Origin of the sequence: uncultured Nevskia sp. (genome assembly GCF_903885465.1) — a bacterium.
Taxonomy (GTDB): Bacteria; Pseudomonadota; Gammaproteobacteria; order Nevskiales; family Nevskiaceae; genus Nevskia.
The window spans coordinates 1-11740 of the sequence record NZ_CAISIQ010000445.1; the positions used below are offsets into that span (position 1 = coordinate 1).

At 64.0% G+C, this 11740-nt stretch carries 9 protein-coding genes and 1 pseudogene; 4 read left to right on the plus strand and 6 right to left on the minus strand.

Annotated elements, in window-relative coordinates; translation table 11 throughout:
- Positions 1–57 precede the first annotated feature (57 nt).
- Positions 58–1937, minus strand: a pseudogene (glgB, locus tag QZY06_RS22260) (1,4-alpha-glucan branching protein GlgB); the annotation flags it as partial.
- Between the two features lie 290 nt (positions 1938–2227).
- Between glgB and glgC the strand changes: the two are divergent.
- Together glgC and glgA are read left to right on the plus strand one after the other, a co-directional pair.
- Positions 2228–3484, plus strand: a complete 1257-nt coding sequence (glgC, locus tag QZY06_RS17270) for a glucose-1-phosphate adenylyltransferase (protein ID WP_295686360.1) — start codon at positions 2228–2230, stop codon at positions 3482–3484.
- A complete protein-coding gene (glgA, locus tag QZY06_RS17275) occupies positions 3484–4914 on the plus strand; it encodes a glycogen synthase GlgA (RefSeq protein WP_295686361.1) in 1431 nt (476 codons plus the stop codon). Before glgC ends, glgA begins: the two co-directional genes overlap by 1 nt.
- 8 nt (positions 4915–4922) lie before the next feature.
- Here glgA and QZY06_RS17280 read toward each other — a convergent pair whose 3' ends face one another.
- Positions 4923–5216, minus strand: a complete 294-nt coding sequence (locus QZY06_RS17280) for a hypothetical protein (RefSeq protein WP_295686362.1) — start codon at positions 5214–5216, stop codon at positions 4923–4925.
- Positions 5217–5219: 3 nt separating this feature from the next.
- Entirely contained in the window at positions 5220–5912 is a 693-nt protein-coding gene (locus tag QZY06_RS17285; RefSeq protein ID WP_295686363.1) for a protein phosphatase 2C domain-containing protein, read from the minus strand.
- Positions 5913–6212: 300 nt separating this feature from the next.
- Between QZY06_RS17285 and QZY06_RS17290 the strand changes: the two genes are divergently transcribed.
- Both QZY06_RS17290 and QZY06_RS17295 read left to right on the plus strand, forming a co-directional pair.
- Positions 6213–6773, plus strand: coding sequence for a hypothetical protein (locus tag QZY06_RS17290; RefSeq protein ID WP_295686365.1), 561 nt, complete (start codon positions 6213–6215; stop codon positions 6771–6773).
- A gap of 44 nt (positions 6774–6817) precedes the next feature.
- Positions 6818–8851 carry an alkaline phosphatase gene (locus tag QZY06_RS17295; RefSeq protein WP_295686366.1) on the plus strand — a complete coding sequence of 678 codons (2034 nt, stop codon included), beginning with the start codon at positions 6818–6820 and terminating at the stop codon, positions 8849–8851.
- 316 nt (positions 8852–9167) lie between these two features.
- On the opposite strand, the gene QZY06_RS17300 is transcribed toward QZY06_RS17295, so the two are convergent.
- The 3 genes from QZY06_RS17300 to QZY06_RS17310 all read right to left on the minus strand — a co-directional run.
- Complete coding sequence (locus tag QZY06_RS17300; protein WP_295686367.1) at positions 9168–9854, minus strand: hypothetical protein; 687 nt, start codon at positions 9852–9854, stop codon at positions 9168–9170.
- A 58-nt stretch (positions 9855–9912) separates the two neighbouring features.
- Positions 9913–11247 carry a hypothetical protein gene (locus tag QZY06_RS17305; protein WP_295686369.1) on the minus strand — a complete coding sequence of 445 codons (1335 nt, stop codon included), beginning with the start codon at positions 11245–11247 and terminating at the stop codon, positions 9913–9915.
- A gap of 65 nt (positions 11248–11312) precedes the next feature.
- Positions 11313–11740: type I restriction enzyme endonuclease domain-containing protein (locus QZY06_RS17310; RefSeq protein WP_295686370.1), on the minus strand; the 428-nt coding region annotated here is incomplete at its 5' end.

An 11740-nucleotide genomic window follows, 5' to 3' on the forward strand; every position in this document is an offset into this window, starting at 1 on the left:
CCCAGGTCGCCCCCAGCGGATACGGCTGGCCGGGATCGAGACGCCGCTGCGAAGTGCTCAAGACGCGGCCACCAGCAGCAGACAGGCGAGCGGCGGCAGGCTCAAGGTAAGGCTGGCCGGCCAGCCGTGGCTGGGCTCGTCTAGCGCGACGATCTCTTCGCCATTGCCAACATTGCTGCCGCCGTACCGCGTGGCATCACTATTCAATCGCTCCTGCCAGACGCCGGCTTTCGATACACCGACGCGATAGCCATGCAGCGCTCGCGGCGTGAAGTTGCAGACCATCAGCACGGCCGGCGCCGCACCCGTCGGATCGAAGCGCAGCCAGGCGAAGACGCTGTTGGCAGTGTCATCGACCACCACCCAGCGGAAGCCGCGCGGATCGCAGTCGCCGCGATGCAACGCCGGTTCACTGATGTACAGCGCATTGAGATCGCCGACCCAGCGCTGCAAGCCGGCTTTCACGGGATTTGCCAAGCCCGCCCAATCCAGCTGGCCGTCGTGATTCCACTCGCGTTCCTGCGCGATCTCGCCGCCCATGAACAGCAGCTTCTTGCCCGGATACGCCCACATCAAGCCGTAGTAGGCGCGCAGGCCGGCGTGGCGTTGCCAGGCATCGCCGGGAAGCTTGGCAACCAGCGCCTTCTTCAGATGCACGACCTCGTCATGCGACAGCGGCAGCACGAAGGCTTCCGCATGCGCGTAGGTCAGGCCAAAGGTGATGTCGGCGTGATGCCAGCGGCGCTGTGCCGGATCGCGCGCGAAGTACTGCAAGGTGTCGTGCATCCAGCCCATGTTCCACTTGTAAGCAAAGCCGAGGCCAGAGGACGAGGTGTCGGCAGTGACGCCGGGCCAGGAGGTCGATTCTTCGGCGATCACGATCGCGCCCGGACAGCGCTCGGCGACCACGGCATTCAGCTCGCGGACAAAAGCGATCCTTCCAGGTTCTCGCGACCACCGTGGATGTTCGGGATCCACTGGCCGGTCGGACGCGAATAGTCCCGGTGCAGCATCGAGGCAACGGCATCGACACGCAGTCCGTCGATGCCGTAATGCTCGATGAAGTGCAGCGCGCTGCCGATCAGGAAGCCACGCACCTCGTTGCGGCCGTAGTTGTAGATCAGCGTGTTCCAGTCCGGGTGATAGCCCTCGCGCGGATCTTCGTGCTCATAGAGCGCGGTGCCATCGAAGCGGCGCAGGCCGTGGCCATCGGCCGGGAAATGCGCCGGCACCCAGTCGAGAATCACGCCGATATCCGCGGCATGGCAGGCGGCGACAAAGCGGCCGAAGGCTTCCGGTGTGCCGTAACGTGCAGTCGGCGCGTACAGGCTCAACGGCTGATAACCCCAGCTGCCACCGAACGGATATTCCATCACCGGCATCAGCTCGATGTGGGTGAAGTTCAACGAGGCGACGTAGGGCACCAGGCGTTCAGCGAGCTGATCCCAATCCGGTGCTGGCCCGCTGCCGAAATCATTGCGCTGCCAGGAACCGGCATGGACTTCGTAGATCGCGATCGGCGCCTCGCGGCGCTGGCGCTTGCCGCGGTCTGCCAGCGGCGCGACCGACTGGGACGCGGCGGCCACGATCGAAGCCGTGCCCGGCGGCACTTCGGTGCGGCGCGCAAACGGATCGGCCTTCAGCACGCGGGCGCCATCGCGATCGATGACCTCGAACTGGTATAGCGCACCGACTTCGAGGCCGGCGATGAACAGTTCCCAGATGCCGGCCTCCGGTCGCAGCTGCATCACATGATGGCGGCCGTCCCAGCCGTTGAAATCGCCGACCACGGCAAGCCGCCGGGCATTCGGCGCCCACACCGCGAAACGCACGCCCGGCAGTTCGTCGACGATCATCGGCTGCGCACCCATGACCCGGCCAAGCTCGCGATGGCGGCCTTCCGCGAACAGATGCAGATCGAGTTCGCCGAGCAGCGGTGCAGCGCATCGTGATGGCGAGGTGACGGCTCGGTTCATCGGCATTGGGGAATTCGTAGGATCGCGTTGCTCATGCGTCCGATGTTCACACGGCTGGACGGTGAACAGGGCCGGCAGCGCCGGCGATCGTCCATGGCATCGAATTCGCATGCATCGTGCCGTCGCACCATAGCGGTGCGCAGCCTGCAGCAAAGCCGCCAGTCATCATCGTGATGAACGGCACCGTCAGCGTCATGCGCGGCGGTCATAATCCAACCACCTGCAGCATCGCCCCCGAGGAGAGCGCGTTCTTGTCCACGCAGCCTGAAGTGCGTTTCGTCAGTCGCGCCACGCGCGAAACCCTGGCCTTGGTGATGGCCGGTGGCCGCGGTTCGCGGCTGATGCAATTGACCGCGAATACCGCCAAGCCGGCCGTGCCGTTCGGCGGCAAGTTCCGGATCATCGATTTCACCTTGTCGAACTGCATCAACAGCGGCGTGCGCCGAGTCGGCGTGCTGACGCAGTACAAGAGCCACGCGTTGATCCGCCATCTGCAGATGGGCTGGGGTTTCATGCGTGGCCAGTTCGGCGAGTTCGTGGAACTGCTGCCGGCCGAGCAGCGCAGCGAAGGCATGAGCTGGTACACCGGCACGGCCGACGCGGTGTACCAGAACATTCCGTTCATCCGGGCCCACGAGCCGGCGCATGTGCTGATCCTCGCCGGCGATCACATCTACAAGATGGATTACGGCCCGATGCTCGCGCAGCACGTGGCGACCGGCGCGCAGGTCACCGTCGGCTGTCTGGAAGTGCCGCTGAAGGACGCGACCGAGTTCGGCGTGATGACCATCGCCGACGACAAGCGCATCGTCCGCTTCGACGAGAAGCCGAAGAATCCACAGCCGATGCCGGGCAAGTCCGACGCCGCACTCGCCAGCATGGGCATCTACGTGTTCGATGCCCGCTTCCTGCTCGACTTCCTCAACCGCGATGCCGGCGTCAGCGAATCCAGCCACGACTTCGGCCACGACATCATTCCGAAGGCGATTGCCGAAGCCGCGGTCTACGCCTATCCGTTCCGCGATCTGTACGACGGCAGCAAGCAGGGCTACTGGCGCGACGTCGGCACCGTCGACGCGTTCTGGCAGGCCAATCTGGAACTGACCGATGTGCTGCCCGAGCTGAACCTCTACGACCAGCGCTGGCCGATCTGGACCCACGCCGCCCAACTGCCGCCGGCCAAGTTCATTCTCGACAAGCCGGGCGAGCGCGGTTGCGCGATCGATTCGATGGTCAGCGCCGGCTGCATCGTTGCCGGCGGCGAAGTACGCAACTCGGTGCTGTTCAACAACACCCGGGTCGAGACCGGCAGCAAGATCAGCCAATCAGTGCTGCTGCCCGGCGTCACCATCGGCCGCAACTGTGTGATCAACAAGGCCGTGATCGACGAGAACTGCGTGGTGCCGGACGGCACCTTGATCGGCGAGAACAGCGGCGGCCCGGCCAGCTACTACCACGTGACCAAGACCGGTGTGACCCTGGTCACCAAGGAAATGCTGGAGTCCTGATGCGCGTTCTTTTCGCGGCCAGCGAAGCGCTGCCGCTGGTCAAGACCGGTGGCCTCGCCGACGTTGCCGGTGCCCTGCCCGGGGCGCTGGCGGCACTCGGTGTCGATATCCGTGTGGTGCTGCCGGCCTATCGCGGCACTTTGGACAAGCTTGAAGCGCCGATCCGACTTGGCGAACTGAAGGTTCGCGGCCAGCCGTTCGTGATCTGGCAAGGCCGCGTGCCGGGCTCGCCGGTGCTGCACTGGCTGATCGACTATCCACCGCTGTACGGCCGCGAAGGCGATCCCTATCACTCCCGGCAGCATCAGCCCTGGGCCGATAACGCCTGGCGCTACGGCTGCTTCGCCGAAGCCGTGGCAAGACTGGCATTGGGCGAAGCGACCGGTGGCTGGAAAGCCGATGTCGTCCACGGCAACGACTGGCAGACCGGCCTGACCGCGGCGTGGCTGAAGCTGCGCGATCCCTCGCCGCGCTTCGTGTTCACCATCCATAACCTGGCTTACAGCGGCCTGTTCCCGCGCAGCGCCTTCGAAGCGCTGGGCCTGCCGCCCGGCTGGTGGGCGATCGACGGCCTGGAATTCCACGGTCAGATGTCGATGCTGAAAGCCGGCCTGTATTGGGCCGACGCGATCACCACGGTCAGCCCGAACTACGCGCGCGAGATTCGCAGCCCGCGCTTCGGCCACGGCTTCGATGGCCTGCTGGAACATCTGTCGCCGCGCTTGAGCGGCATCCTCAACGGCATCGACGATATCGTGTGGAATCCGGCAACCGATGGCCATCTGACCCAGACTTACACCGCCGCCAGCCTGCGCACCGGCAAGGCTGCAAACCGCGTTGCGCTCAGTGCCGAGCTGGGCCTGCCGTATGACAACTCACAGACCCTGGTCGGCGTCATCGGCCGCCTGACCGAGCAGAAAGGCTTCGATGTCGTGCTGCAAGCCTTGCCCGAACTGATGCAGCTGCCGATCCAGCTCGCCATGCTCGGCGCCGGCGAGCCGGAACTGGAGCGCGGATTCGCGAAAGCGCTCGCCCAGTATCCGGGCCGGATCGGCCTGAAGCTCGGCTATGACGAAGGGCTCGCCCATCGCATCGAAGCCGGTGCCGATCTGTTCCTGATGCCGTCGCGCTTCGAGCCCTGCGGCCTGAACCAGATGTACAGCCAGCGCTACGGCACGGTGCCGGTCGTGCATCGGGTTGGCGGGCTCGCCGATACCGTCGTCGATGCCACCACGCGCACCCTGAAAAACGGCACGGCGACCGGCGTGGTGTTCGACGATGCCGATGCCGGCGGCGTGCTCTACGGCGTGCGCCGAGCGCTGGAACTGCTCGCCGATCCAGTCGCCCGCGCCGGCTTGCAGCACAACGGCATGAATCGCGATTTCACCTGGGCCAGTTCCGCCAGGCAGTACCTCGCGCTGTATCGCTGAGAGCCTGACTAGGCCAGCGTGCCGGCCAGCACCAGCGCCAGCAGGAAAACCAGCAGCAACACTGCCGCCGCCGCGATGCCGCGACGAGGTCGGTTTTTTTCGATCTCCGGCGCTACGGACGGCAGTTCGGAGGGAAGCTCGACGCCGGATCCGGCTTCGGAAGCTGCCGCCGGCGGGGTCATCAGCGCCGCCAGCAACTGCCGTCGCCGCAGACGGAACTCGGCCAGGCTCAAGCTGCCCTCGCGCAAGCCTTGCGCCAGCAGCATCAGGGCTTCGTTGAATGCGACGAACCGAGATTCCATCGTTCAGCCCGGTGAGCGAATCACGATCGCCGACACGTTGTCCCGGGCGCCGCGGGCCAGGCAGCAAGCGAAGATATCGTCGATCGCGGCTTCTGCCGAGGCCGCCGCGCCGAGTACCTCCGCCAGTTCCTGATCGGACATTTCCTTGTTGACGCCGTCGGTGCACAGCAGCAACTGGGTATCCGCTTTCAAGGCCACGGCCAGCCAGTCGATCGACAAAACCTGATCGGCACCCACCGCGCGGGTCAGTACGCCAGCCCCAGCCTGCGAAGTCACACCCGGCGGCGGGGCATGCGCGTGATCGACCGTCAGCTGCCGCAGCAGCCCATCCTCGTAGCAATAGACGCGGCTGTCGCCGACCCAGCCGCAGAGACCGATGCCATCTCGAATCAAGGTCAGCGCCACCGTCGAGCCGATCAAGTCGACCCGCCGCTGTTGGGCCAGCAGACGCAATTCCTCATGCACGCTCAGCAAGGCATCGTCGACCGCATCGACGGCATCCGGTGCCGACAAGCCGACCTCGATCGTCGCCAGCCGCTCGGCGATCAGCGTGCTAGCGACATCACCGGCCGAGTGCCCACCGAGGCCATCGGCAACGACCCAGAGCCGGGCGTCGTCGCGGCTCAGGATGGCGTCTTCGTTACGTTTGCGAACCTTGCCGAGATCGGTGCGGCCTGCCGACTGGAAAACACTCATGTGCGCACGGCCACTGAGGAATATGGCAACTATCGTACAGCGGGCCTGCTTCGCGAATGGCCGATGTCGACAGGCAATTGCCGACAAATTGCCAACAAATTGATGGGCGCACCGACAAAAAAGCCGGCAATCGTGAGTTTTTGGTCGCAGCCGTTGCTTGTTGGCGATGAGCCGTTCTGTCATCGACTGCTCGTGAGTGAAAGAAATGTCATTGCCCGGTAATCCAGTGGGGCTAGCGTGCCTTCGTCCGATCTGCGGATCGACGGCCGTCACCTTGTCCCCATTCCCAGGACCAATCCATTGCCAGCAGACTCCGGCACCTACTTCCCGGCGTACCTGAAAGCCCTTGGCATCAGCGCCTTGTTGCTCGGCGCCGGCGGCTGTTCGATGGCACCGCCGCAGCCAGCCGTACTCCCGAACGCGCCTGTGATCGCACCGGCCACCGCGCTGTCGCTGACCGAGCTGTATCGGCTGCCGGTCGGTCCCTATGGCCTGGAGCCGACTGAAAAGCTGCTGTCGCTCGATCATCAGCGGGTCCGCATCCAGGGCTACATGGTCCGCCAGGACGAGCCTTACGAAGGCTTGTTCCTACTGGCCTCGCAGCCGGTCAATCTGGCTGAACGGGCCGATGGCGGTGCCGACGATCTGCCGCCCGGCACGGTGTTCGTGCATCTGCCCAGCGGCAACGCCGGTGAAATACCGGCCTACCGCCCCGGCCCGATCGCAGTGACCGGCGTGCTGGATCTCGGCGCCCATCAGGAGAGCTTCGACCGCATCTCCTATGTGCGGCTGCAGCTTGATGCGCTGGCCATCGACGTCCCGTCCAGCCCCTTGGCCAGCGCGGCAGCCGGTCAACGCTGACCCCTTTCAAAACGTCTCGAAGTTCTTCCGTCAGGAGCCTTGCCATGCAAATCCGCAGTTATCTGTCCACCGCCGGCTTGCTGGCGGTTGCCGCCGCTGCCCTGTTCTCGACCAGCGCCCAGGCGCTGAGCGTTTCCCGGCTGACCCCGCCCAGCGAGCTGTTCCGCACCAATGGTGTCAGCAGCGCGCCGATCATTGCCCGCTTCATCCCCGGTCAGCGCTTCGACCTGCAAGCCACCGTGCAGCCGGACGCCGGCCAGACGATCAGCAGCGTCAGCTTCAGCGTCGATGGCGTGCCGGTGCCGGGCAGCGTCAGCCTGGTCACCACCGGTCTGGTGCCCACGGTGGCGCCGAATACGGCGGTCGCCTCGCGGCGCGCCTATTCGCTGAGCACGTCCGGCGTGCACACGCTCACGGTCAGCGCGCTGCAGAGCAACGGCAGCAGCGTCACCCGCAGCGGCAACTTCGAGATCATCGGCATTCCGGCGCCGGGCAGCATCACGCCGGTCAAGAACATCATCTTCATGCTCGGTGACGGCATGGGTGCCGGCCATCGCTCGGCGGCGCGCATCGTCCAGGGCGGCATCTCCCAGGGCAAGTCGATCACACCGCTGGCGATGGATACCATCCCGTACAGCGCCAGCATCATGACTGCCTCGCTGAACTCGATCGTCACCGACTCCGCCCCCGGCATGTCCAACTACGTCACCGGTAACAAGGCGCAGAACAACCAGGAAGGCGTCTTCCCGGATGACACCGTGGCGGCCTTCGACAATCCGCGCATCGAATATCTGTCGGAATACCTGCACCGGGTGCGCGGCACCCGCACCGGCATCGTCACCACCGCCGATGTCTTCGACGCCACGCCGGCCGCCAACGCCGTGCATACCCAGGCGCGCGGCAACGGCACCGGCATCGTCGACCAGTTCCTCGATGAACGCGCCAGCAACGGCCTGTATGTGTTGATGGGCGGCGGCCGCAAGTGGTTCCTGCCCAACCCATCGAACTGCGCCGGCAGCGAACCCTGCGGCAACGCCACCGGCTTCAACGGTTCGCAGCGCGGCAACGGCACCGACTACGTGCTGCCGGCCGATCTGGTCTCCGCCTATGGCATCGCTCCCGGCGTGCTCGATCCGGCGCGCAACCTGATCGCCGATTTCCAGGCCGCCGGCTTCAGCTACGCGCCGAACAACAGCGCGCTGCTCAACCTGCCGAACAACCAGCCACTGCTCGGCCTGTTCGCGCTGTCGAACATGAATGTGGCGCTGGACAAGCTCGGCAAGCGCCGCGGCACCTCGACGGTGGTCGACGATTTCGGCTTCCCCGATCAGCCGCTGCTGCCGGACATGACCCGCAAGGCGCTCGAGGTGCTCGACCACGGCAACCGCAACGGCTTCTTCCTGATGGTGGAAGGCGCGTCGATCGACAAGCAGTCGCACAACATGGATTCCGAGCGCGCGATCATGGACACCATCGAGTTCGACAAGGCCATCGCAGTGGCGCAGGCTTTCGCGGCGCGTGACAAGAACACCCTGGTGATCGTCACCGCCGATCACGAAAACGGCGGCTTCTCGGTGATCGGCGGCTCCACCGTCAGCAGTGCTGATCTCGACAGCCGCGCCAATTCCGGCGCCGGCACCGGTGCTGCCGGCCCGCGCGGCAGCGGCCCGGCCGGCAATGTCGTCGGCACCTACGATGCCGCCGGCTTCCCGCGCTACACGCAGGCCGCCGATGGCTATCCGCAGTCGATGGATCCGGACTTCAAGCTGCTGATCGGCTATGCCGCGAATGCCGATCGCTATGAGGACTGGCTGAGCAATCCGCTGCCGCTGCGCGACAGCCAGCAGCCGGGCAACAACACAGCCCCGCTGAACAGCCATCCGGCCAGCCCGCTGAACCGCGATGTACTCGGTGGCTTCCTGGTCACCGGCCAGGTGTCGGACGCCGTGGCCGCGCACACCGGCAACGACATTCCGCTGTCCGCATTCGGCCGCGGCTCGCAGTTCATCCACGGCACGCTGGACAACACCGACGTGTTCTTCGTGATGGCTGCGGTCGCGGGTCTCGGCGGCCGCTGAGACACCCCGGCTGACAGCTGCATCGACTCAGGCGGAACGGCCGCATGGCCGTTCCGCCTTTTTGTTGGCCGCTGTTCGATGCAACCATCGCGGAAGAATGAAGAGTGCACAGCGACTGCAGAAAAAGAAAAAGCGCCTAGCGAGTTCATCGCTAAGCGCTTTCCTTTACTGGGAGACTAGGACAGTGACAGCTCCCAGAACTCCACGATGATTCTGTTGGGATTTAAACCCGGCGCAGTTGTTTGTGTATGGAGTGTGGACGAGTTTGTGTACGACTAGCAAAGGCTTCTTTCAGCTTCCCTGGAATTCCTAGAGATCACCTTGGGAAACGCATCAGCTCCAGAGGTTCGGCAACTGCCGCCAAATTGTCACCGACGTGCCGAAGAACACGGCCCCGGCTGGCCGGATACCGGTGCAAGGAGATGACCTCCACACCTCCCTTCGGCCTTTCACGTTGCCAGACCTTGTGCGTACCGCCTGCAAGGCGATGGATGAGCTTGCCCGCCTGGACGATCAGGAACTCACTGCGTCCATCCGGCTGAGGATCGGCCTTGATGACCGCGACTACGGCCAACCAAGCTGCCAAGGGTTCCAGCGGGTCAACCCCGGATTGCCGTAGGCGTGCCCAGGTTACCCGCGCGCGTTCTTCTGGGGTCAGACCTCGCGTTCTGAAAGCGTCTACCGGGGCGCCGGCCGTTGCGTAGAGGGTCTCGATACCAAGCCGGGCTTGCTTCACCAGCGGGTCCTTACTGAGCGCATGGAGCGCCCTGAGAGCTTCCGCTCGGTGCGGGCCTAGCTGTCCCGCCGTATAGCTTCGCTTGATGTAGGACCCGTGCCGCTCGCGATGATCTTCGTGACTTCGGCAGTACAGGCGGTTCAGGCCTTTCCCTTGGGACGCGGTTGTCAGTTGCGCGCAACCAATAACGGCGCAGTACCGCGAATCGTCGCGACCCTCCGCGAGCCGACGCTTGAGGTCCGATTTTCGTTGACGGGAAAGGGTCATAACGAATTGGGCTTACGAGCCTTTCATATGGAGAATATGGGTGATTGACCAGTACCTCCTACCTACTTATCCCTACCTTAGCTTCTATAGATGTATGGGTATGGAAGACTTCCAGCATCAACTCCTGAGTAACCCCTTGGTTGGCTTGGCTCACGATCAGCGCATCGTGAACAGGCAGGGCGACGATCTTCAAGTCCAGAAGACGGAGGAGGACCTCCACGAGGATTTGGCTTTCCCGGAACATCAACTCCATGCCGACTCTAGGGCGCCACTTGGTCTTCAAGGGCGGATGGAACGTTTCTATCAGCCTGACCGCTTGCCACGCCGGCGTGTTCCGCGGGAACAGCTGGCGGACTCCTTTGGGGAACTTTTGGAGCGGCGTATCGCGATTTAGCATTGCGTTGAGCAACGTCTTCACACCTTCGCGGTGACCTTCAAGGCCTGGCACTTGGTATCCGTCCTCCCAGGTGGGCTGGATACCCGCCATGCCGTACAAGATGCGCAACGCGGTCTGCCCATAGTCCAAGGTCACTGTCGGCTGCCCGTTGAGCCTCAAACCTCGTGCTCGATCTTCTGACTTGAGCCCCTGCCAGAAGCCGCCATACAGCCGTCCGCCGCGCTCGAATGAGCCATCGTTGAATATCCGCCGAAGTCTGCGGTCGCCGAGATCAACCTCTCGGCCGTTGTGGCCGGTTCCGATGAAACTCAGCGAGGCATCACGAAGGGCCTTGTTAATCCTGCGCAGGTCTTCCCGGTACCGGGTCGTCTGTTCGGTTTCCGGGTAGTCAGTATCGCCACCGCGGTCCCGATGGCTTTCTCTGCGTCGCCGCAGGATGACCACTTCCTCAGAGTCTTCCAGGTCGTAATCGCTGAGCCGGATGGTGTTGTTGTCGGTGTACAGCCGGGTCAAGGTCTCGCCGGCACGGATTCGCGTTTGCTTGCTCGGTCTGCCTTGGCGGAACGGGTGCTCGTGGTAGCCCACCTCTAGCTCGATCCACCTCCGGGCATCGAGCGCTCGGACTATGTCCGGCAACTTGGTATTGAGGGCGGTGGCTCGGTAACGCCCACCGCAGCCCAGGACACTTTTGTCGAAGGTCACCGTGATCCATTCACCTGGATCACTGAGCTGACGATGCACCACATCGCAGAGGATGGCCGACACCGTGTGCTCGAACGTCTTGAGGTCAACTGCGCGTCGAGCGCGCACTCGGGTCTTCTTACGCTCTTCTTGAGCCAAAACGTCTCTGATCGCTTCTTCGACCAAGGTTTTCGCCCAAGAGCCGATAGGGACTCTATGAGGATTGAAGTCGCGATCATCAAGCTCTTCGGCGGGAGCTAGACCGTCGTCCTCTAGTTCTTCGTCGTCAGGCAGGTCTTGGTCTATTTCGTTCATGGGGCTCGGAATCTCGACGCCCCGCATCGTAGAAGGCCAATGAACCCAAGATGACGGACGGACCGCTAACTGGTCCCGCTCGGCTGGTAGGCGCTCTCTCCAGCCCCGAAGTAGTGGTCGTAAACATGGGCGTAGGCCCGCGCCAGCTTCTCGGTGCGGATGTCTCGGGTGAAGGGCTCCGGCAGCCTGCGCATCTCCAGCTTGAGGGTCTGCATGACGGCAGCGCGGGCTTGCTGCTTCTCGCGCCAGTCCAGCACCAGCTTCTCGCGCTTCAGGGCCTCCAGAAGCTCACGGCAGACCCGCTTAACGTCGGCCTCTTGGGTCTTGCCCAGCTTGGGCTCGGGCTTGGTCAGGATGTCGAACAGGGCCAGCTCTTCCTCGGTCAGCCCTTCCGCAACGCCGCGCTTCTCTTCTTCGGTCAGCTCGCGGGCAAACTTCACCAAGCTCGCGAAGGTGTCTTCGACGTTTTGGCTGCCGGCGTTATAGGCGTCAA

What these genes read in the sequence shown, in the direction of transcription:
- glgA (WP_295686361.1), top strand. Translation starts at nt 3,484, where the DNA reads ATGCGCGTTCTTTTCGCGGCCAGCGAAGCGCTGCCGCTGGTCAAGACC.
- QZY06_RS17280 (WP_295686362.1), bottom strand. Translation starts at nt 5,216, where the DNA reads ATGGAATCTCGGTTCGTCGCATTCAACGAAGCCCTGATGCTGCTGGCG.
- QZY06_RS17285 (WP_295686363.1), bottom strand. Translation starts at nt 5,912, where the DNA reads ATGAGTGTTTTCCAGTCGGCAGGCCGCACCGATCTCGGCAAGGTTCGC.
- QZY06_RS17295 (WP_295686366.1), top strand. Translation starts at nt 6,818, where the DNA reads ATGCAAATCCGCAGTTATCTGTCCACCGCCGGCTTGCTGGCGGTTGCC.
- QZY06_RS17300 (WP_295686367.1), bottom strand. Translation starts at nt 9,854, where the DNA reads ATGACCCTTTCCCGTCAACGAAAATCGGACCTCAAGCGTCGGCTCGCG.
- QZY06_RS17305 (WP_295686369.1), bottom strand. Translation starts at nt 11,247, where the DNA reads ATGAACGAAATAGACCAAGACCTGCCTGACGACGAAGAACTAGAGGAC.